The following is a 20241-nucleotide window of genomic DNA, read 5'->3' on the forward strand; positions in this document are numbered from 1 at the left end:
TAGCCCGAAAGCCATTCCCAGGGTCGAATCGGCTCAGGCCGGGGTGCCCTCGTCCTCGAACAGCCGATCGATCTGGGTCGGCCAGTTCTCCTCGACCACCCGCAGCTTGGTCTTCAGGGTCGGGGTCAGCTCCCCGTTCTCCTCGGACAGGGCGCGGGGCAGCAGCGCGACGCGCCGGGGGCGCTCAAAGACGGCGAAATCCTCGAGCAGGTCCCGCACGTCTCCCTCGATGAGTTGGCGGACGGCCTTCTCCGCGACCAGCTTCTCGGGCGGCATGCCGCCCAACCCATTGGCCTCGGCCCACGGACCCAGCTCGTCGAAGTTGGGCGCGATGAGAGCCCCGGTGTAGGGCTGACGGTCTCCCAGGATGACCGCCTGGGCGATGTACTTGCTGGCTGAGAGTGCCGCCTCCATGGGACCCGGCGACACGTTCTTGCCGTTGGCCAGGACGATGATGTTCTTGAGCCGATCGGTGATCGTGATGCGCCCGATCGCATCCAGCTCTCCGATGTCGCCGGTGTGGAACCATCCATCGGGATCGATGGCCTTGGCCGTCTCCTCGGGCTGGTTGAGATACCCGACCATGATCTGCGGTCCGCGGACCTGGATCTCCCCGGTCTCCAGGTCGATCCGGACCTCGGTCGCCGGCGATGGGCGGCCGACGGTCCCGAACACGAAGTCGCCCGGGCGGTTGATGCTGACCAGCGGGCTGGTCTCAGACAGGCCATACCCCTCGAGGATGAGGATGCCGAGCGAGTAGAAGAACTCGCCGACCTCGCGCGACAGCGGCGCGGAGCCGGACACGAAGTAGCGGACTCGGCCACCGGTCCGAGCCTTGACCTTGTGATAGACGAGGCGGTCGGCGATGGCGTGCTGGATCTTCAGCCCCAACCCATCGGCCTTGCCGGCCAGGTGGTTCAGGTACCGCTTGCGCCCGACACCGATCCCCCAGTGGAAGATGCGACGCCGCAGCGGCGGCGAGGCCTCGACCGAAGCCAGGACCCGACCGTAGACCCGCTCGTAGAAGCGCGGGACGGCAGCCATCACGGTGGGCCGGACCTCGACCATGTTGTCGGCCAGGCGCTCGATGAGCGGTTCCGCGTATGCGACGGTGGACCCGTGGGCCAGGGGAATGATCTCCCCGGTCAGTCGCTCGAAGATGTGGGACAGCGGTAGCCAGGACAGGAACAGGTCGGTCTCGTAGAAGTCGACGATCTGGACCGCGGCCTCGTAGTTGTACAGGACGCCGGCATGGGTGAGCATCGCCCCCTTCGGGTTGGCGGTCGTCCCCGAGGTGTGAATGATCGTCATCAGGTGCTCGCGCGGGATGGCCCGCCAGCCCGCCTCCCAGGCCTCCCGCTGGGCCACATCCGCCTTGTGCGTGGCCAAATCCTCGAGGGTCAGCGTCCCCGCAGGAAACTTGCCGGCTGAATCGAAGGTCACGATGTTGCGCAGGGTCGGGCACTGGGCACGGATGGATTCGATCTTGTTGGCGAGCTGGGCATTCTCGACGAAGATCAGGCTGGCCCCCACGTTGTTGATGATGAATGCCGCCTGCCCAGGCTCGGTCTGGGGATAGATCGGGCAGGTGACCGCACCGAGAGCCAGGCCCGCCACATCCGCGACCAGCCACTCGGGGCGGGTGCGGGACATGATGCAAATGGTGGCGCCGTCGGCGATGCCCAGGCCCTGGAGGCCCACCGAGACCCGCGTCACCCAGTCCCAGAACTCGGCGTAGGTCCGGCTCACCCAGCCGCCGTCCTTCGGCAGCTTCCAGCGCAGGGCCTCCTTGTCGGGCAGGCGCTCAACCGACCGATAGATGAGGTCCACCACGTTGCGGGCCTTCTGGTCGTCGGGCATCAGCAGCGGCTCGACTTCGTTCCACATGCGTCGCCCAGCCACCGCGGGGGGCTCGGGCGCCACGGGCGCAGCGGGTACCGCAGTCGTCATCGATGTCTCCTCTCCTCCGGGGTCAGGCGATCTTATGTCCCTGCTCGTCGTACCGATAGAAGCCACGGCCCGATTTTCGGCCCAGGTGTCCGGCCGCCACCATCTGGCGCAGCAGCGGGGCGGCCCGGAACTTCGGGTCGCCGAAGCCGCGATACAGGACATCGAGGATGCTCAGCATCACGTCGTTGCCGACAAAGTCAGACAGCTCGAGTGGGCCGATCGGATGGTTCAGCCCCAAGCGCGCTCCGTTGTCGATTGCCTCGGCCGTGCCCGTCCCGTCCATGAGGGCGAAGACCGCCTCGTTGATGAACGGGGCCAGCATGCGGTTGACGATGAAGCCCGGGTAGTCGTGGCTCTCGATGACGGTCTTGCCGAGCTGGCCGGCGAACTCGTGGCAGGCGGCGGCGGTCGCGTCTGCGGTCTCCAGGCCGCGGATGATCTCGATCAGGCCCATGACCGGGACCGGCGAGAAGAAGTGGAGACCGATGAACCGATCCGGCCGATCGGTGGCGGTGGCCAGGGCGGTGATGCTGATGGACGAGGTGTTGGTGGCAAAGATCGCGCCCGCGTCGGCGACGTCGGTGATGGCGGCCCAGCTCTCGCGCTTGAGGGCCTCGTCCTCGAACACCGCCTCGATGACGAGGTCGTGGCCGCCGGCTCCTTCGACACCCACCCCGGTCTCCACGCGGCCCAGGACCGCGTCCGCGGCCGCCGGTTCGAGCTTGCCCTTCTCGACCTGGCGAGCCAGATTGCCGGCGATCTGCTGCCGCCCCTTGGCCGCCAGGTCCTCCGTCCGGTCGGCGAGGGTGACGGCCTTGCCGGCCGCGGCACTGACCTGGGCGATGCCGTGGCCCATCAAGCCAGCGCCGAGGACGTAGACCCGGTCCAGGCTCATGGCGCGAAAGCCTAGCAGCCGCCGTCAGCCGAGCAGACGGTCGGCGGCACTGAACGGATCCTCGCGTCGCTCGGCCACGGCCGTCACGGCCGCTGCCCAGTCCGCTGAGCGAGCCGCTCGCTCGTACGCGCGGGCGGCCACCGCCCGGCGCAGCAGCTCCCCGGCGCGGGTGCGGACCTGCTCGGGCGTGCGGCCCGCGCGATGGGCTTCGATCGCCTCGCGCAGCGGCTCGACGCCGTCGCCGGCGATTGCGATGGAGACGAGCACCGGCGGCGCCGGGCGCGACACGCGGCCGCCCGCGGTGGAAAGCATGGCCCGTAGTTGCCGGGCGGCTCGGTCGGCGCCGGGCCGATCCCCCTTGTTGACCACGATCACGTCGGCGATTTCCAGCAGCCCGGCCTTGATGGCCTGCACCTCGTCGCCCATCTCGGGAACCTCGACCACGACCGTCGTCTCGGCAAGAGTCGCGATCTCGACCTCGGACTGCCCGGCGCCCACGGTCTCGATGACCACCGGGTCGTAGCCGGCCGCATCCAGGGCGGCAGCCGCCAGCCAGGTCGTGGCCGCCAGCCCGCCCAGCGCGCCCCGTGAGGCCATCGAACGCACGAACACGCCGTCATCGGCGACGTGGTCCATCATCCGGATCCGGTCACCCATGATCGCGCCGCCGGTCATTGGGGAGCTGGGATCCACGGCGATGACGCCCACCCGCCGGCCGCGGCTCCGCCAGGCCGCGATCAGGGCATTGACGAGGGTCGACTTGCCGCTCCCCGGAGGGCCGGTGATCCCGACCAGGTGCGCGTCGCGTCCGGCGGCGATGAGGGCTCCCAGCTCGGACGGCGGCAGCGCCCCGTCCTCGAGATCGGTCAGCAGCCGGGCCAGCGCCCGGCGGTCGCCGGCCTGGGCGTCGCGCAGCCGCTCCGCCAGCTCAGGCACGCCGACGGGCGTGCTCCCGGAAGTAGGCCGCCACTTGGCCGATGGTCGTCCCCGGGCCGAAAACCTCCGCCACTCCGGCCGCCTTGAGCTTGGCGACATCGGCGTCGGGGATGATCCCGCCGGCCGCCACCAGCACGTCGTCAAGTCCCTTCCCTCGGACGAGCTCCACGATCCGCGGCAGCAGGGTCATATGGGCACCGGACAGAATGGACAGGCCGACCACGTCGACGTCCTCCTGCTCGGCGGCATCGGCCACCATCTCTGGGGTCTGGCGCAGGCCGGTGTAGATGACCTCGAACCCCTCGTCGCGTAGGCCCCGCGCCAGCACCTTGGCTCCCCGATCGTGACCGTCCAGGCCGGGCTTGGCGAGCAGGACGCGGATCGGGCGGGCGGACGCGTCGGCGGTCATCGGCCCGGCGATTCTAGTCCGGTCGCATCGGCCGGCACGAGCCCGTCGATCGTGGCCGCCATGTCGACGTCACGCCCGGTCAAGCCCCCGGCGGCCTTAGTGGTGAGTCGAAACGTGACCCGTCGCCAGCGGATGTCGATATCGGGATGGTGATCGGCCGCCTCGGCGGCATCGGCCACTGCGTTGACGAGGGCCATCGCGTCCCGGAAGGATGGGCAACGGACCGTCCGGACCAGGGTCTCTCCCTCGCGCTCCCATTCAGGCAGGGCCCGGATTGCGTCGTCGATCTCGTCGGAGGACAGCAGCGGGGCGTACGGCATCGGTTCGGCGGTCGGCCTACCGCTCGGACGAGCGACCGATGAAGGTCAAGAACTCGGCCCGGGTCTTGGGGTCGCTGCGGAATGTGCCGAGCATGGCGGAGGTGACCATGGTCGCCCCGGGCCGGCGCACCCCACGCATGGCGATGCACAGGTGGGTCGTCTCGAGCACGACCCCCACCCCCTTGGGTTCCAGGCGGGTCATCAGGAAATCGGCGATCTGCTGGGTCATCCGCTCCTGGATCTGGAGTCGGTGGGCGAACAGGTCGACCACACGCGGGATCTTCGACAGACCGATGACCGTGCCCCGCGGCAGGTATCCGACGTGGGCGCGACCAAAGAACGGGATTAGGTGGTGTTCGCACAGGGAGTACAGCTCGATGTCGCGGACGACAACCATCTCGTCGTAGTCGACGTCGAAGGCGGCCCCTTGCAGGAGCGTCTCGGGGTCAGTCCGATACCCTGCGGTCAGCTGCTCCAGGGTGCGCCGCACCCGACCCGGCGTGCCGCGCAGACCGTCGCGGTCGGGGTCCTCGCCGATCTCGGCCAGGAGGGTCCGCACCGCCGCCTCGAGTGGAGATGTCGGCGCATCGGGGTCCATGGGCCGATCCTAGCAGCCGATCATGGAGAACCGGCCGGGCTGGCCCGCTCTTGGGGGCCGCGTTATCGTCAGGTCGTGATCATTGGATGAGCGCCCTGCGCGCGACCTTCGCCGCCGGCGCGGTCGGGATCGGCCTCCTGGCGGGCTGGATCTGGCCGTCGCTGGCAATCCTCACGGTGTGGCCGTTCCTGTTGGTCGTCCCCGGCTGGGCGCTGGTGGCCTGGGGATGCCGCAGCGGAGCCCGGATCTCCGCCACTGGCCGGCTGGGGTTGGCGGTCGTTCTCTCGGTGGCGGTCTCCGCCCACCTGAGCTGGTGGCTGGCCATCCTCCTCGGCGGTTACGGGCGGGAGGTCGTCTTTGCCGCGGCTGCGATCCTCGCCGTTCCGGTGCCGCTCGCGGCATGGCGCGCCACGACAGGTCCGCGGTCCTGGCCGGCCGCCGCGGTCTCGCGAGTCCGGCGGGTCGCGGCCCGGCACGCGGGCGGCCTGCTGCTCGGCTGCGGTACCACGGTCTGGGTGGGCGCAGTCCTGGCCAGCGGCATCTGGCAGGTCTATCCAGGCGGTGTCAGCGTCGGAGGGTCGAACTGGAGTGACCTCGGTGTCCACCTCTCGATCGCGCAATCGGTGAACGCCGGGAACTTCCCTCCGCAGGTCCCGTTCTTCGCCGGCGAACCGCTCATCTACCACTGGTTCGCCGACTTCCATGCCGCGCTGCTGGCCGAAGCGGCGGGACTCTTCGCGGTCCCGGCGTTCGTGGTCCAGTCCGCGCTGCTGGCGGGATCGCTGGCCCTGGTCGTGCATGGACTGGCGCTGGCGATCGTCCGTGACTGGTCCGCTCGCCGTACCGCGTTTTTGGCCGTGCTCCTGATGGTGCTCGGCGGGGGGCTGGGTTGGATGCGGCTGTTCGGTGACCTGGCCAACGGCCAGGGGGCTCCGTGGGATCTGCTCATGACCAACACCTATGACAACCAGTGGCTGACCGAGTGGCCGTACTTCTCGATCCCATCGGTCATGACCACCGGCCTTCTCGTTCACAGGGCTACGACCGCCGGCCTGCCCCTCCTGGTGGGGGCCGTCGTGCTCATGGTGGCCGGGCTGCCCGCCATGCGGCGCCGTAAACTCGGCTTCGCGGATCACCCGCGCCTCACCTTCCTGTCCGGGTTGGGCGGCGCGCTGCTGGCGCCGTACCACTTCTTCTTGTTCCCGGTCCTGCCCCTGCTCGTCCTCATCTGGGTGCTCGTCGGCGGGCGCCTCTTCGACCGCTCCGCCCCCCGTCACGTCCTCCTCTTCGCGGCCCCGTACGTGGCGGCGCTTCCGTTCGCGGCGGCCGCCTTTGGCCAGGCCACCGGTTCCGGATGGCTTCGGCTCGTGGCGGTCTGGCCGATGACGCCGGTGGCCGATGGGCCGGGCGCGGTCGTCTTCTTCTATGTCACCAACCTAGGCGTCCCGTTCGCACTGGCCTTACTGGCGCTCGCCCTGCGGCAGACCCCCGCCCGCGCTTTCCTGGCGTTATGGGTCGCGATCCTGTTCCTCATCCCGAACGTGGTGCAGGTGAGCTTCGTCTCGTTCGACATGAACAAATACTTCCAAGCCATGTGGATCGCGGTGGCGATCCTGGCCGGCTGGCTCCTCGCCCGCGCCGGCCGACTGGTCGTTGTGGGAGCGCTGGCCTTGAGTCTCGTCTCCCCCGTGCTGGCATCGGTCCACACCGCGTTCTCGCAGAACTTCCTGCTGACCACCGACCAGCTTGCGGCGGCTACGTGGATCGGCGCTCACACGCCCGAGCGGGCGGTCTTCGTGACCGATGACTGGATCATCGCGCCGACCGATCCAGCGGGACGGTTGCGGCTCACCAGCTATGGGCCGTATATCGCCAACCTGGGCTACGACCCGTACCCGCGCGAGGCGGCAGTTCATGCCATCCGATGCGGGGGGGACGCCAACGCCTCGGCGACCTTGATGCGCCAGTTCGGCGCCGATTACGTCATTCCCGAAGATGGGCCTACGTGCAGGGCGCCCGTGGGCTTTGCCGCCAGCGACCTCTTCGACGAGGTCTACGCCAATTCGACAGTCAGGATCTTCCGCCTTCTGCCGCCGTAAGCTTCCGGGCGCGGGCTCGCCTCCGTCGGGGTAGCCACACCCATCCCACGCCGAGGCCCAGACCAACCAGCCCAATGGCCATACCCAGCTGAACGTCCCACAGGGTGAGCTCGGCAACCAGGCGGTGGCGCCCGGCGGGCACCACGACGAGCTGACCACCCAGGGCTTCATACACCGGCGTGTCACGCCCATCGATGGTCATTCGCCAACCCGGCCACCAGGCGCGGTCGAACCACACCCATCCTGGTGCGGGCGCCTCCACCAGCGCCTCGTGGCGCAACATCGAGTCCATCACCGTCTGGACCGGGACGGCGGCGGCAACAGCGGCGGCCGCGTCGATGTCGGCCCGCAGAGAACCATCGCTTAAGAACTCCGGTCGGACCGCCGCTCCGGGGAGCCAGTACGGCGGCGTCGTGGTGCCGGGAACACTGCACAGGTACGCATCGCCGTCGTTGGCGTGAGCAAGGATCCAGCCGGGACACGACCGACCGAACGTCACAGTCACATCGATGCCGACGGCACGCCGGAGCGTTCCGCCTGGATCATTCGATCGCAGCCGCTGGGTGAGCTCCTCTACCGCGGCAAAGTTGAGCGAGGTGAACATCCCGATGTCCGGCACGCCGGCGGCCGCCAGCTGGTCGGGCATGCCCGGGTACCAGCCCGGCGCATCGATAGTCAGCACCCGATGGGGCTGCTCGGCCTGGAGCCTCTTCACGTAGTCCGACCAGGCATGCGAGAACTCGCCAAGCGGCCGCAGCGGATTGACGACGGGAGACAACAGGGCAAGGGGAAGGACCGCCAGGAACACCGCCGCAGCCACGATGCGACGCGATCGGGGGCGACTGATGACCACCGCGGCGCCGAGGCCGAGCGCGAGCTCGAAGTACAGTGGCCAGGGGCTGGTCAAGGCCAGCTGAGCCAAGCGCCGGGCCTCGTCGGCTTCCCTCGGGTCCATCGTCCACGAGGACATGACTATGAGCTGGTTGAACACGTCGCCGAAGGCGAACGCCAGGATCGTGGCGAGGAAATAGGCCACCACGGGGATGGCGACGGCCGCCAATCCCCAGACCGATCCCCAGCGACTGCGCCCCAGGCGCGATATCCCAATCGCGGCCAGGACTCCGATCGCGACCGACACGACCATGTATGACCGAACCGGCGAGCGGAGCCCGTTCAGCACCGGCAGCTCCTCCCAAAGGGAGGGTTGAAACGCGGCGACGATGGGGATGGCGAGCATGACCCCCGACAGCAGCAACCATCGTCTGGCGCGTCGAGTAGAAGCGCCTATTCCGGCCAGGGCCAGCACCGGGAGGCCGACGTAGAAGCCGGCATTCAGCAGGGTGAAGTGGCCATCGGGGTACCACGAGGTCGCGTAATCCCACTCCCCGCCGGACGCGCGCAGGAACGCGTTCACGAAGCCGAGGCCGAGGACGTCGAACGGGGTCGTCGCATTCCCGAACAGCTCGTTGGGTTGCATGCCGCCGGCCCGGTTGGAAAGACCGACCAGGATTGCGGTCGGGATCAGCTGCACGGCGCCCACCGCCACGCCCAACGCCCCAAAACCGATCGCGCGGCCGAGGGATGGTGCCCACGGCCGGCGGAGCAGGAGCAGCAAGGCCGCCAGTCCGGTCAACAGCCAGGTTTGCGGATGCCCCGCCAGCGCCTGGATGCCCCACAGCACGCCGGCCAACACAACTTCGCCACGCCGCGGTGCCGCCCGACCCGCCAGAGGCAGCAAGACCCAGGGCATCCAGCCGTAGGCCGCCACGAGGTTCCACCACTCGAGCTTGGTCACGATCGCGCCGCACAGAACGACGATGAGTGCCGCGAGCACGGCACCAGGCCGCGAGCCGGCCACCCGCAGGGCGAGGAGTCCGGCACCGGTGCCCGCCAGGGTCAGGTGCACGAGCCGAGTCAGGTCGAGGGCGACGAGTGGGTCGAATCGAAAGATCACCCAGTTGGGTGGATAGAACGCGCCGATCTGTCCTTCGGCGTACAGCGGGAACCCGAGGCCGAGTTGCTCTTCCCACAGCGGTAGATCTCCTGACTCGAGCGCGTCGTGGAAGAAAGCCGCCAGCGGGTAGTGGATCTTCGGCATGTCGAGGTTCCAGAGCCACCCCTCGGCCCCGAAGCTGATGCGAGCCGCGAGGACCGCCCCTGCCGCGCTGACCATGACCAGCGCCAGCAGGATCAAGGGAGCCCCACGAGCTCCCGCGACACGTTCGGTCAGGGCGTCCATCTGGCGTGCAAGCAACTGAGCCAAATCATGCCCCGTATCATGGCCGGGGTGAACCCCTCGCCCAGCGACCGCGTGTCCGGAGCCACTCCGGTCGCCACTGGCTCGGTCGTCGCGTTCGAGCACGTCACGAAGCGCTACGGGAACGGCCCGCCTGCGGTGACCGACCTCTCGCTCGAGATCCGCGCCGGGGAGATCTGCGTGCTGGTCGGCCCGTCGGGGTGCGGCAAGACGACGACCATGAAGATGGTCAACCGCCTGGTCGAGCCGACCTCGGGTCGGGTCACGATTGATGGGGCTGATGTCGCGTCCCTGCCGTCGGTCGACCTGCGCCGACGGATCGGCTATGTCATCCAGCAGGTGGGGCTCTTCCCTCATCTGACGGTCGCCGAGAACGTGGCCGTCGTCCCGCGCCTGCTGGGTTGGAGCGAGGCCCGAATCACGGAACGGGTGGAAGAGTTGCTGGAACTGGTCGGGCTCGATCCGGGCGCCTATCGGTCCCGCTATCCAGCGGTCCTGTCCGGCGGCGAGCGCCAGCGGGTGGGAGTGGCCCGGGCGATGGCCGCCGACCCCAGCGTCCTGCTCATGGACGAGCCGTTCGGCGCGGTGGATCCAATCCGCCGCGAGCGGCTCCAGAACGAGTTCCTCCGTCTGCAGGCGCGGCTGCGCAAGACGATCGTGTTTGTCACCCACGACGTGGACGAGGCGATCAAGATGGCTGACCGGATCGCGATCCTCCAGGTCGGAGGCGTGCTGGCCCAGTACGACAGCCCCGATCGCCTGCTGGCCGCCCCGGCCAGTCCGTTCGTCGAGCACTTCGTGGGCGCTGACCGCGGACTGAAGCGCCTGTCCCTGGCTCGCGTCCGCGATCTCCCGCTCGAATCGCCGGTTACGGTCGCCGTCGGCGAGTCCTTCGCCGCGGCTCGCCGGCAACTGCCGGATGGGACCACGTGGGCCCTGGTCACCGACGCCCGACAGCGGCCGCTGGGCTGGATCGCGGCCCACGACCTTGCCGGCGACGGCATGGTCGACGCGGCCATGGCCGTCCCCGGATCCACACTCCTCCAACCCGAGTCGACCCTGCGCGACGCGTTGTCGGCCATGCTGGTCTCCTCGGTCCAGTTGGGCGTGGTGGTGGACGAGCACGACGCGGTGCTGGGGGTCATCAGCGTGGCCGCCATTTCACGGACCCTGCAGGACAGCGCCGGGAGCCCGCCGCCATGACAGAGGAGGCGCCCTTCTTCCGCCTGGACTGGGTCCTCGACAACCTGGACATGCTGGCCCAGCGCACCGGGGAGCACGTGGTGCTGACCCTCATCGGTGTCGGGTTTGGCGTCCTCATCGCGTTTCCCGTGACCCTGCTCATCCATCGCCGCCGGCGGCTCATCGGCCCGGTCGTTGGCTTCGCCGGCATCCTGTACGCCATCCCCAGTCTCGCCCTGTTCGGCCTCCTGATCCCGGTCACCGGCATCGGGCTCGTCACGGCCGAGATCGCGCTCGTCAGCTACACGCTGCTGATCCTCATCCGCAACGGGCTGGCCGGACTCGACGGCGTCGCGCCCGAGATCGTGGAGGCGGCGACGGGGATGGGTCATACCCGCATCCAGCAGCTGTGGCGTGTCCAGCTTCCATTGGCCACCCCGGTCATCATCGCGGGCATCCGGATCGCGACCGTGACCACCATCGGGCTGGTGGCCGTGACCGCCCTCATCGGCCAGGGCGGACTGGGATTTGTGATCATCACCATCGGCATCAATCGCTTCTTCCCAACCGCCATCCTGGTGGGCGTCGGCCTGTCCGTCGTGCTGGCCGTGCTTGCCGATCGCGGCCTGGTGCTCGCTGAACGGGCTCTGACGCCCTGGGCGCGCGCCGGATCCGGGGAGGGCTGACGGGATGGACTTCCTCGCCGAAGTGGCCGCCTGGTTCACCGACCCGGCCAGCTGGTCTGGCCGCGACGCCATCCCGGCCCGGGTTGGCGAGCACCTGGCCCTGTCGGGCGTCTCCCTCCTGGCGGGGCTGGCCATCGCCCTGCCCTTGGGACTGTTTATCGGCCACACCCGGCGCTGGGCCGGGGCCGTGGTCGCCATCGCCAACGTGGGGCGGGCGGTCCCATCGGTGGGGATCCTCGGTCTCGCCCTGCCGCTCACCCTTCAGCTGGGCTGGGGCATCGGGGTGCCTCCCACGCTCCTGGCGCTGACGGTGCTGGCGATCCCGCCCATCGTCCTGAACGCCTACGTGGGCATCCGCGACGTCGAACCGGACCTGGTCGAGGCGGCCCGTGGAATGGGGATGCGCGAGTCCCAGGTCCTGCGTCGAGTGGAGCTGCCCATCGCGCTGCCGGTCATCCTGGCCGGGGTCCGGACCGCGTCGATCCAGGTCATCGCCACCGCCACCCTGGGGGCCATCCTGTCCACCGGCGGCCTGGGCCGCTACATCGTCGACGGCTTCGCCCGCCAGGATTACCCCCGCATGTTCGGCGGCGCCCTGCTGGTCATGACCCTGGCCTTGACCAGCGAGGTGCTGTTCGCGCTTGCCCAGCGCTCCGCCGTGTCACCGGGCTTGCGGGGCGCCTCCGCCCGCCTTCCCGAGACGGGAGCCGGCCTCGCCCAATAACCGCCGTCCGGCGAACGGTGGTAACTGCTAGACTCCGCGGGCGGGCACGCGCTGGGCGAGCCCGGGTCGGCGCGAACCGATCGAGAACCACAGAGGAGGACCCAATGCGGAAGATCCGCATGCTCGCCGTCGGGGCGACTGCGCTGGCGCTGCTGCTCAGTGCCTGCCAGCCGGGTGACGGCAGCAGCCCAAGCACGAGTTCCGGCGCACCTTCGACACCCGCGGAACTCCCCACCGTCATCGTCGGCTCGGCCGACTTCGACGAGTCGGCCATCGTGGCCGAGATCTACGCCCAGGCCCTGGAGGCCGCGGGATTCCCCGTCGATCGCCACCTGTTCTTCGGGACCCGGGAGACGACCCTGCCGGCCCTGGAGAGTGGCGAGCTGAACCTCATGCCGGAGTACATCGGTTCCCTGACTGCGGCGCTCGGGGCGACCGCGGACGCCGACCCCGCGGTCACGTTTTCCAACCTGGATGCCGCTCTGGCGGACCGCGGCCTGGCAGCCTTCAACTTCTCGCTCGGGCAGGATTACGACGGGTTTGCGGTGACCGCCGAGACGGCCCAGGAGTTCGACCTGGAGACGATGAGCGACATCGCGCCGATCGCCGACCAGTTCACCTGGGGCGTGCCCTCCGAGTGTGCTGGCCGAGACCTGTGCGAGATCGGCTTGCGAGACGTGTACGGCATCGACATCAACACCATCCCCCGGGTCGAAAACCTGGGAGCCTGCAGCGCGGCCATGGCCGAGGCGCTCAACGCAAATGCGATCCAGGTCGCGCGGGTGTGCACCACGCAGGCGGCGATCGCGCAGTACAACTTCGCTGTCCTGGTGGACGACCTGGGCTTGAACCCGGCTCAAAACCTGGCCCCCGTGGTGACGGAAGAGCTGGCGGCCGCCGGGGGTGACCTGCTGGAGTCCACCTTGAACGCCATCTCGGCGGAATTGACCACCGACGAGCTGAGCGAGCTCAATCTCCTGGTCAGCGTCGAGCTCCAGGACCTGGCGGAGGTGGCCCAGGCCTGGTTGGAGGACCGCGGGCTGATCTGACGGCTGCGCTCAGAGCAACCCCAGACCGATGGTGGCCGGCCGCGAGGCCGGCCACCTTTATGCTTGTAACGATGGATCAGCGATGGGTCGCCGATGAACGAGCGCCTCGATCTCGCTGACTGGAGACGGCGGGTATCGGCCCTGTACGCCGAGCTGCGCGCCGACGCGGATCCAGGCCCGGATAACCTGGAGGTATTCCGCGGCGTGAAGGACGAGCTGTTCCGCAACCATCCCCAATCACCGATCCCCGCGGCCGAGCGCCCGGCTTTCAGCGGGCTCGCCTACTGGCCGCACGACCCGGCGCTCCGGCTGACGGTTACCCTGGAGCCCGATCCGGAGGCGCCGCCACTCGACCTGCCGGTGTCCACCGGCAACCCGTTCGCATTTAGCCGGATCGGGTGGGTGCCCTTCGAAGTGACCGGGTCGGTCCAGCGCCTGGGGGTCTACTGGCTGGCGGGATACGGGGGCGGCATCTTCATCCCATTCCGCGACGCGACCAGCGGGACGGACACGTACGGCGGCGGCCGCTACCTGTGGGACTCGGTCAAGGGCGCCGACCTCGGGTCAGAAGGGGATCGGCTGGTGCTGGACTTCAATTACGCGTACCACCCTTCGTGCACGTACGACCCCCGGTGGAGCTGCCCGCTGGCGCCGCGCGACAACTGGCTCGCCGTGGCCATCCAGGCCGGTGAGCGGCTCGACACCCGCTTGGACGACCGTCTGCCATGAGCCAGGCGCCGGGCGAGCTTCCCGCCTTCGGCACGCCTGGGCGGTGCCTGAAATGCGGACGCCCGATTGACCTCCAGCAGACGATGTGCGACGTCTGCAACCGCGCCGGCATGACGGCGCCGGCCGCGACCCAGATGCACGGTACGGTGGCGGTGGCGGTCGTGGGCTCGGTCGTCGCCATGGGCGTCGTGGCCTCGATCCTGGTTGGTGGGGTCGGGCCGTTCACCAGTGACGTGCTGGCGGTGGGGCCTGTGGCCGAGGCATCGGTCGTGGTGACGCTGCAGGTCAACAACCAGGGATCGCGGGCGGGGCGCGCTCGGTGTGAGCTGACCGCCGTGAACGGAGCCGGCAGCCCCGTGGCGCGGACGGTGGCCCTGTCGCCGCAGGTGCCGGCCGGTGGCTCCGTTCCCTTCGACGCCCAGATCCCGGGTTTGACCGCCAACCCGTCCCGGGTCATGGTGCGATGCCAATGATGGTCCGCGTTCTCGTCATCGTCCTTGGCGGCATCGTGGTTGCGGGGCTCGTGGTGTCCCAGCTCATCGGCACCAACACGTCACCGTTCCCCGACCCGGTGTTCGACCAGGCGGTGTACGACGAAGCGGGGGTGCTGGACGCCGGGGCGGAGGCGGCCCTGGAAGAGCGGATCGATGCCCTCGAGGCGCGGAGCGGAGCGGAGGCCGCCATCTACCTCCAGGTCGACCCGAGCCAGGACTTCGAGACCAATCTCGCCTTGGCTGAGGGCCTGATGAACGAGTGGGGCGTCGGCCGCGCCGGATACGACGATGGATTCGTGATCCTGGTGAGCTTCGAAGAGGACCTGGTCCACGGGGTGATCAGCACCTACGCCGGAAGCGGCTTCAAGGCCGCGTACCTGTCGGTCGATGACCAGGAGCGGCTCATCAATCAGGACATGGCGCCCGACTTTCGCGCGGGGCAGGTGGGGGCCGGCCTGATGGCTGCCCTGGACGTGGTTGACGCCGCCGTGACGCCTGCGGCCACCGAGCGGCTGCAGACGTACCGCCAGGTCAATGCCCTCATCGGCATCCCGGGCGGGATCCTGGCCTTGGTCCTGACCGGCGGGACGGCGTTGGTCGCCTGGCGCCGTCACGGGGATGATCCGGAGCTCGTCGATTCGCCGTCGGTGCTGATGGCCGGGCCGCCCGCCGAAATGACTCCGCCGCTGGCGACGGTCCTCCGTGAGGGGCGGGCCGGATCGAACGCCCTGCGCACACTCCTCGTGGAGCTCGCTGGCGGCGGCCTCATCCGGTTCCGGAACCTGGATCGAGCCAAGGAGGTCAAGTCCACCGACAATCCGGATCCCCTGACCGATCCAGCCCTGGACGTGCTGGACCCGCCAGTCGACCGGCCACCGCCGTCGGGCCCACTGGGTGAGGCCTACCGCGAGCTTGTGGTCCGCGGCGGGTCCGAGCGGTCACTGCGCCGGGAAGCGCTGTGGGGGGTCAACCAGGCGCTCGATCCCATGAAGCGTCAGCTCGAGCAGGAGGCGGTCCGCCTGGGGTGGCTGACCCGCCTCCCGACCCCGGAAATCACCCGCTGGGTGTTCATCGGGGTCGTTGAGGCCGCCGTCGGCGTCGGAGCCATCTTCCTGGGCAACACGATCCCGATGAGCGGGCTGACCCTGGTTGGAGGCGCGCTCGTCGCCGGAGGATTGGTGACGGGGGCCTTCGGCACTCAGATGTCCAAGCGAACGCCGAACGGAGCGTACGTGGAGGCCATGCTGAAGGCTTACCGCCGCACTCTCGAGAAGACCCTGGAGCAGGCGAGGTCCATGGCCGAGGTGGTGCAGGATCCGACTGTGCGGGTGCTGGCCGACACGCCCGACAAGGCCGTGGTGTGGGGCGTGGCACTCGGATTGCACCAGGAGGTGGGCGAGGTCCTGGCCCGTGAGATGGCCGACCCACAGACCCGGGCCATGAGCCAGTCCTCGGGCGCCTATTACCCGATGTGGTTGGGCTCGTCTACCGCGTCGGGCGCCGGCGATGGCGGCGGAGGCCTCTTCTCGGGGTCGGGCATCCCCGACATCGGAGGCATGTTGGGGACCGTGGGCAGCATCGGGTCCGCCCCGTCGTCGTCCAGCGGCGGAGGCTTCGGTGGCGGCGGAGGCGGCGGAGGCGGGGGCGCCAGCGGCGGCTTCTAGGCGCGCATTACAAACTGAGTGGCGCGTTTTTCAAACTTTGGGTATCGTGGTCGCATGACATATGACCGCGACCGCCGCCCCCGGCGGCCAGACGACCGTCGGCCGGGCCCCGACCGCTATCGGCCCACTGACCGGCCAGGCCCGCGCCGCGGACGGCCTCCCTTCCAGTCCGGGCCGCGCCCGCCATTCGACTCCGGACCCCGACCCCCGCGACCCGGCGGCCCCGACGAGGGAGCGATGTCGATTCGCCTCGACCCGCGGCACCTGGGCACCCTGCGAGCCCTCGCCTCGGAGGCCGGGGTGCGCCCCGGGGAGCTGGTGACGCTGTGGGTCACCGAGCGGCTCGACGCCGAGCGCCGCGGGGCTCCGTCACCCATCGACGTCGGGCCGGTGCTCGAGTCGTTGAACGATCGAATCGAAGCATTGGCCCGGCGCGTCGACGGGCTGGCGTCCCGCGACGCCACTCCGGCCGCCAGTGGCACAACGAGCGCCGCGGCCACGGCCGATCCGGTGATGGCTGAACCGGCGCCGCCCCGGCGGCGCGGCCGCCCGCCGAAGTCCGCATCCACCCCGTCCGCGACGAGGAAGGTCAAGCGCGCCCGGGGCAAGAACCCGGCGGTCCCGTTGCACGAGGAGATCGCGGCCGTTCTGGCCGAGCGCGGACCGCTGAGTGCGGGCGAGCTGGCGGAGGCTGTGATCGCCCGCGGCATCTACGCACCGCCTCGCAGCGGCAAGCCGTTGGACGCGACCGCGGTCAGCGTCCGAGTCTCGAACCCCCGCTATCGGAGCCGATTCACGCGCGGCGAGGGAAAGATCGGCCTCGCCGGCTAGTCCTCCAGGACGAACGTCACCAGGATATTGACCTGGAACTCCAGTTCCCCATCCGCGCCGACGCTGACCCTCATTTCTTTGATCCACGCGCTTTTGACACCCCGCAGGGTGCGCCGCGCGCGGGCGATGCCCTGCCGCACCGCGTCCTCGAAGCTTTCATTCGAGGTGCAGCTGAGCTCGGTAACCCTGGCAACCGACATTGGTCAATCCTCCTGCACAGACACTGGCGCCTGGTCTTGGCCGACCCGAGTCTAGCCCGACCCGGGCTCGGCGATGGTCAGGATGCGGGCCGGGTTCTCGACCGTCATCCGCTCCAGCTCGCCCTCCCCGACGGCCGCCGTCCGGAGCGCCGGCAGGAAATGCTGCTGGAGGTAGGTGTACCCAAAGCCGCCATTCACCTTGAGCTGCATGTCATGGCAGACGTCCTGGCTGAGCAGGATCTGGGCGCCAAAACCGCGGTCCAGCAACTCGACCAGCAGCTCCACGATCCGCGGCTCGCGTGGCTCGTCCACCGGGTCGAACCGATGACCGAGAAAATCGAACTCGAGGTTCGCGCCACGCTCGAGGATGGCGAGGTAGTGATCGAGGTCCGGCCACGAGTCGGCGTGACCGATCACGACCCGCTGCGGATCAACTCCCTCGTCCAGGAAGATCTGCAGCTGCGCGCGGCCAACCGCGGACTGGACGCCATGGGTGGTGATCGCCATTCCCGTTCGCTGGGCGGCGCGGGCGGCTGCCCGGTGCACCCGCTCCTCGATGGCGCTGACCCAGGGCTTGTCCGTTCCGATCTCGCCGATGATGCCGGGCCGGACGCCCGTCGCACCGACCCCCTGTTCGAACTCGCCCACCAGCTCGTCGGCCAGGTCGTCCACGGTGCGCCGATCGATCCCGGCCTCAACCGGGTAGTACGGCGCGTGGTACCAGCCACATCCCATCACGATCTGAACGCCGGTGCGGTTTGCCAGCCGCCGCAGACGATCTGGATCGCGGCCGATGCCGGGCAGCGTGAGATCGACCAGCGTATGTCCGCCTCGGCGCCGAAAGTCGCGTAGCTCCTCGGCCACCGTCAGCTCGTCGGCGGCCAGCTCCCAATAGTCGAACCGCCCCGGGACATGCCACAGCGAGATCTTGGTGTGCTCGTGGGGGAGGGCAAACCCGACTCGCTCCGCGGGGATCGGTCCAGAAACGGTCATCACCCGGGGGGCCATGGCGGTACCTCGGTTGGGGGCGTCGGTCGGGATCAGCGAGCCGCCGACGTCTCGGTGAAGGTTGGCGCGACCATGTTGCCACTCCGCGCCCGAGGCGCGCAAAAGGGCTACCCCGGAGCATCGGCAAGTGCTACAACACCCCGGACGGCCGCCCAAGTCTGACGGCCCACACCATTGGAGGTCCGTGGAGCCATGAACCAGCGGCCAACGGGGGTCACCATCCTCGCTATCCTGGCGTTTGTAGGAGGCATCCTCTCGATACTCGGCGCTCTTGCCCTGCTGGGTCTCGGTGGCTTCCTGGCAGGTGCCGGGTACGGAGGACTGGCGGTCTTCTTCGGAATCTATGCGTTGGTCTGGGGAGCGCTGGCCCTCTGGATCGGTTGGGGCTTCTGGCAGCTGCGGCCGTCCGCGTGGCGATGGGGCATCATCCTGATGGTTATCGGGGCAGTGATCACGATCATCCAGATCCCCCTCGGTTACAGCGGCGGCATTGCCAGCGCGGCTATCTCGGTCGCCATCGACCTGGCAGTCATCTACTACCTGACCACGCCCGCCGTCCGCGCCGCCTTCGGACAGTCGACTTCTGGCGGCATGATGGACGCGGTCATGGGGGCCTTTGGCATGGGCGGCGGAGGATCTGCCGCTGCGGCATCGGCTCCGCTGGCCGAACCGCCGGCCAAGAGCCCGCCGCCTATGAGCGAACAGCCAGTCGAATCGCCGGCCATGAGCCCGCCAGCATCGAGCTCCTGGGGTAGCTCGACCGGGACGTCGACCGGCGGCGAGACGTCGACCGGCGGCGAGACGGCCGTGCGCGATGAGGACGAGAAACTCTAGCGATTCCGTCCACCCCGCACACGACACCGCTCGTGGGCGCCCGGCGGTCCGCCGCCGAGGCGCCCACACTGGTTCTGTGATCTTCCGCCGATGACCGCCGACCGGCCCACCGACAACGGCGCCCAGCTGTGGGCGGGCGCCCAAGCCGAGCTGGACGCCGTGGCCGAGCGCCTGGGCCTGGACGACGGGATGCACCGCGTCCTGCGCGTCCCGAAGCGCGAGCTGGAGGTCCACTTTCCCGTGCGCTTCGATGATGGCCACGTGGAGGCGGTCACCGGCTGGCGCGTCCACCACAACATCAACCGCGGACCCTCCACCGGTGGCGTGCGCTACACCGCCGACCTGACCCTGGACATCGTCCGCGCCAACGCGATGTGGAACACGTGGAAAGCGGCCCTGGTCGAGATCCCGTACGGCGGCGCCTTTGGCGGGGTGGTGATCAACCCCAAGAAGCTGTCCGCCCACGAACGGGAGGGCCTGACGCGCCGTTACACGACCGAGATCAGCCCCCTCATCGGTCCCAGCCAGGACATCCCCATGCCGGACGTCAACACCGACGAGCAGACCATGGCCTGGATGATGGACACCTTCTCGATGCATCGCGGCTACACGATCCGCGGCGTGGTGACCGGCAAGCCTCCGTCCATCGGCGGCTCGCGCGGACAGCGGGAGGCCGTCAGCCGCGGGGCGCTGCGGACCATCCAGGCCGTGGCCGGCCAGCACGCGGTGGCACTGGACGGGGCGCGCGTCGTGGTGCAGGGCTTCGGGCGGGTGGGCACCATCCTGGCCGAGATGCTGGCCGCGGCCGGCGCCCGGGTCGTGGCCCTGGCCGACGACCGCCACGCGGTCCGCAATGCCGGCGGCATTGCCATCCCGGCGGCCGTCGCACACATGGCCGAGCGGGACACGATCGACGAGCTGCGGGGCGCCGAAGCCGTGGACCGCCGCGAGATCTTCGGGGAGCCGTGCGAGATCCTGATCAGCGCCGGCCTCTCGCACCAGATCACGCGGGCCAATGCACCCACCATCCAGGCCCGGATCGTGGCCGAGGCCGCAAACGGGCCGACCACGCCGGAGGCGGATCGCATCCTGCGCGACAAGGGGGTCACCGTCATCCCCGACATCCTGGGCACCGCGGGCGGCTTCGTGGTTGGCTACTTCGAATGGGTCCAGGATCTGCAGTCCTTCTTCTGGACCGATGCCGAAGTGGCCGCTGAGCTCGACCGGGTGATGGATGACGCGGCCCTTGCGGTGATGTCGGCTGCCGATCAGCACCACACGGACCTCCGGACGGCCGCGCTGATGGTGGCCGTGGGCCGTACGGCGGCGGCAACCACCCTTCGCGGCCTTTACCCGTAGGAGTGGGTGGCGACGTC

Annotated in this window: 20 protein-coding genes; 11 read left to right on the forward strand and 9 right to left on the reverse strand. The window is 69.3% G+C overall.

Going from position 1 to position 20241, the window contains the following annotated elements; genetic code table 11:
* Positions 1 to 33: 33 nt before the first annotated feature.
* The 6 genes from AABM41_08535 to folE are packed head-to-tail and all read right to left on the reverse strand — an operon-like array spanning position 34 to position 5108.
* Positions 34 to 1950, reverse strand: a complete 1917-nt coding sequence (locus AABM41_08535; protein MEK6192354.1) for a long-chain fatty acid--CoA ligase — start codon at positions 1948 to 1950, stop codon at positions 34 to 36.
* Between the two features lie 22 nt (positions 1951 to 1972).
* On the reverse strand, positions 1973 to 2845 hold the full coding sequence (locus AABM41_08540; GenBank protein MEK6192355.1) for a 3-hydroxyacyl-CoA dehydrogenase NAD-binding domain-containing protein: 873 nt from the start codon (positions 2843 to 2845) through the stop codon (positions 1973 to 1975).
* A gap of 24 nt (positions 2846 to 2869) precedes the next feature.
* Positions 2870 to 3781 (reverse strand): methylmalonyl Co-A mutase-associated GTPase MeaB, encoded by a 912-nt coding sequence (gene meaB, locus AABM41_08545; GenBank protein MEK6192356.1) that lies wholly within the window; start codon positions 3779 to 3781, stop codon positions 2870 to 2872.
* Positions 3774 to 4190, reverse strand: a complete 417-nt coding sequence (locus AABM41_08550) for a cobalamin B12-binding domain-containing protein (GenBank protein MEK6192357.1) — start codon at positions 4188 to 4190, stop codon at positions 3774 to 3776. The genes meaB and AABM41_08550 overlap by 8 nt, the downstream gene beginning before the upstream one ends.
* Entirely contained in the window at positions 4187 to 4510 is a 324-nt protein-coding gene (locus AABM41_08555; protein ID MEK6192358.1) for a 4a-hydroxytetrahydrobiopterin dehydratase, read from the reverse strand. Before AABM41_08555 ends, AABM41_08550 begins: the two co-directional genes overlap by 4 nt.
* Positions 4511 to 4526: 16 nt before the next feature.
* Positions 4527 to 5108, reverse strand: a complete 582-nt coding sequence (gene folE / locus AABM41_08560; GenBank protein ID MEK6192359.1) for a GTP cyclohydrolase I FolE — start codon at positions 5106 to 5108, stop codon at positions 4527 to 4529.
* 86 nt (positions 5109 to 5194) lie between these two features.
* On the opposite strand from folE, the gene AABM41_08565 reads away from it, so the two are divergent.
* A complete protein-coding gene (locus tag AABM41_08565; GenBank protein MEK6192360.1) occupies positions 5195 to 7207 on the forward strand; it encodes a hypothetical protein in 2013 nt (670 codons plus the stop codon).
* Here the strand turns inward: AABM41_08565 and AABM41_08570 are convergent.
* Complete coding sequence (locus AABM41_08570) at positions 7179 to 9461, reverse strand: hypothetical protein (GenBank protein MEK6192361.1); 2283 nt, start codon at positions 9459 to 9461, stop codon at positions 7179 to 7181. The two genes, AABM41_08565 and AABM41_08570, sit on opposite strands and share 29 nt — an antisense overlap.
* A gap of 33 nt (positions 9462 to 9494) precedes the next feature.
* On the opposite strand from AABM41_08570, the gene AABM41_08575 reads away from it, so the two are divergent.
* From AABM41_08575 to AABM41_08610, 8 genes are all read left to right on the forward strand, one after another.
* Positions 9495 to 10667 (forward strand): ATP-binding cassette domain-containing protein, encoded by a 1173-nt coding sequence (locus tag AABM41_08575; protein MEK6192362.1) that lies wholly within the window; start codon positions 9495 to 9497, stop codon positions 10665 to 10667.
* A complete protein-coding gene (locus AABM41_08580; GenBank protein MEK6192363.1) occupies positions 10664 to 11332 on the forward strand; it encodes an ABC transporter permease in 669 nt (222 codons plus the stop codon). The genes AABM41_08575 and AABM41_08580 overlap by 4 nt, the downstream gene beginning before the upstream one ends.
* 4 nt (positions 11333 to 11336) lie before the next feature.
* Positions 11337 to 12056: an ABC transporter permease gene (locus AABM41_08585; GenBank protein ID MEK6192364.1), complete on the forward strand. Its 720-nt coding sequence runs from the start codon at positions 11337 to 11339 to the stop codon at positions 12054 to 12056.
* Between the two features lie 104 nt (positions 12057 to 12160).
* Positions 12161 to 13105 (forward strand): ABC transporter substrate-binding protein, encoded by a 945-nt coding sequence (locus AABM41_08590; protein ID MEK6192365.1) that lies wholly within the window; start codon positions 12161 to 12163, stop codon positions 13103 to 13105.
* Between the two features lie 93 nt (positions 13106 to 13198).
* Positions 13199 to 13834 carry a DUF1684 domain-containing protein gene (locus AABM41_08595; GenBank protein MEK6192366.1) on the forward strand — a complete coding sequence of 212 codons (636 nt, stop codon included), beginning with the start codon at positions 13199 to 13201 and terminating at the stop codon, positions 13832 to 13834.
* Positions 13831 to 14307, forward strand: coding sequence for a hypothetical protein (locus AABM41_08600; GenBank protein ID MEK6192367.1), 477 nt, complete (start codon positions 13831 to 13833; stop codon positions 14305 to 14307). Before AABM41_08595 ends, AABM41_08600 begins: the two co-directional genes overlap by 4 nt.
* Complete coding sequence (locus tag AABM41_08605) at positions 14304 to 15992, forward strand: TPM domain-containing protein (GenBank protein ID MEK6192368.1); 1689 nt, start codon at positions 14304 to 14306, stop codon at positions 15990 to 15992. The genes AABM41_08600 and AABM41_08605 overlap by 4 nt, the downstream gene beginning before the upstream one ends.
* A gap of 237 nt (positions 15993 to 16229) precedes the next feature.
* The gene (locus AABM41_08610; GenBank protein MEK6192369.1) at positions 16230 to 16823 is read left to right on the forward strand and encodes a hypothetical protein; all 594 of its coding nucleotides are present in this window, start codon (positions 16230 to 16232) and stop codon (positions 16821 to 16823) included.
* Here the strand turns inward: AABM41_08610 and AABM41_08615 are convergent.
* The gene (locus tag AABM41_08615) at positions 16820 to 17023 is read right to left on the reverse strand and encodes a dodecin family protein (GenBank protein MEK6192370.1); all 204 of its coding nucleotides are present in this window, start codon (positions 17021 to 17023) and stop codon (positions 16820 to 16822) included. The genes AABM41_08610 and AABM41_08615 overlap by 4 nt on opposite strands.
* 51 nt (positions 17024 to 17074) lie before the next feature.
* On the reverse strand, positions 17075 to 18031 hold the full coding sequence (locus AABM41_08620; protein MEK6192371.1) for a phosphotriesterase-related protein: 957 nt from the start codon (positions 18029 to 18031) through the stop codon (positions 17075 to 17077).
* A gap of 192 nt (positions 18032 to 18223) precedes the next feature.
* On the opposite strand from AABM41_08620, the gene AABM41_08625 reads away from it, so the two are divergent.
* Entirely contained in the window at positions 18224 to 18865 is a 642-nt protein-coding gene (locus AABM41_08625) for a hypothetical protein (protein ID MEK6192372.1), read from the forward strand.
* Positions 18866 to 18955: 90 nt separating this feature from the next.
* Positions 18956 to 20224 carry a Glu/Leu/Phe/Val dehydrogenase gene (locus AABM41_08630; protein MEK6192373.1) on the forward strand — a complete coding sequence of 423 codons (1269 nt, stop codon included), beginning with the start codon at positions 18956 to 18958 and terminating at the stop codon, positions 20222 to 20224.
* Positions 20225 to 20241 lie beyond the last annotated feature (17 nt).

It is taken from the genome of Chloroflexota bacterium (genome assembly GCA_038040195.1).
Taxonomy (GTDB): domain Bacteria; phylum Chloroflexota; class Limnocylindria; order QHBO01; family QHBO01; genus DASTEQ01.

Coding starts and splice junctions, on each gene's coding strand:
- AABM41_08540 (MEK6192355.1), bottom strand. CDS start 2,845: ATGAGCCTGGACCGGGTCTACGTCCTCGGCGCTGGCTTGATGGGCCAC.
- AABM41_08620 (MEK6192371.1), bottom strand. CDS start 18,031: ATGGCCCCCCGGGTGATGACCGTTTCTGGACCGATCCCCGCGGAGCGA.
- AABM41_08580 (MEK6192363.1), top strand. CDS start 10,664: ATGACAGAGGAGGCGCCCTTCTTCCGCCTGGACTGGGTCCTCGACAAC.
- AABM41_08625 (MEK6192372.1), top strand. CDS start 18,224: ATGAACCAGCGGCCAACGGGGGTCACCATCCTCGCTATCCTGGCGTTT.
- AABM41_08535 (MEK6192354.1), bottom strand. CDS start 1,950: ATGACGACTGCGGTACCCGCTGCGCCCGTGGCGCCCGAGCCCCCCGCG.
- AABM41_08630 (MEK6192373.1), top strand. CDS start 18,956: ATGACCGCCGACCGGCCCACCGACAACGGCGCCCAGCTGTGGGCGGGC.
- AABM41_08600 (MEK6192367.1), top strand. CDS start 13,831: ATGAGCCAGGCGCCGGGCGAGCTTCCCGCCTTCGGCACGCCTGGGCGG.
- AABM41_08595 (MEK6192366.1), top strand. CDS start 13,199: ATGAACGAGCGCCTCGATCTCGCTGACTGGAGACGGCGGGTATCGGCC.
- AABM41_08555 (MEK6192358.1), bottom strand. CDS start 4,510: ATGCCGTACGCCCCGCTGCTGTCCTCCGACGAGATCGACGACGCAATC.
- AABM41_08565 (MEK6192360.1), top strand. CDS start 5,195: ATGAGCGCCCTGCGCGCGACCTTCGCCGCCGGCGCGGTCGGGATCGGC.
- AABM41_08550 (MEK6192357.1), bottom strand. CDS start 4,190: ATGACCGCCGACGCGTCCGCCCGCCCGATCCGCGTCCTGCTCGCCAAG.
- AABM41_08615 (MEK6192370.1), bottom strand. CDS start 17,023: ATGTCGGTTGCCAGGGTTACCGAGCTCAGCTGCACCTCGAATGAAAGC.
- folE (MEK6192359.1), bottom strand. CDS start 5,108: ATGGACCCCGATGCGCCGACATCTCCACTCGAGGCGGCGGTGCGGACC.
- AABM41_08605 (MEK6192368.1), top strand. CDS start 14,304: ATGATGGTCCGCGTTCTCGTCATCGTCCTTGGCGGCATCGTGGTTGCG.
- AABM41_08610 (MEK6192369.1), top strand. CDS start 16,230: ATGTCGATTCGCCTCGACCCGCGGCACCTGGGCACCCTGCGAGCCCTC.
- AABM41_08590 (MEK6192365.1), top strand. CDS start 12,161: ATGCGGAAGATCCGCATGCTCGCCGTCGGGGCGACTGCGCTGGCGCTG.
- AABM41_08585 (MEK6192364.1), top strand. CDS start 11,337: ATGGACTTCCTCGCCGAAGTGGCCGCCTGGTTCACCGACCCGGCCAGC.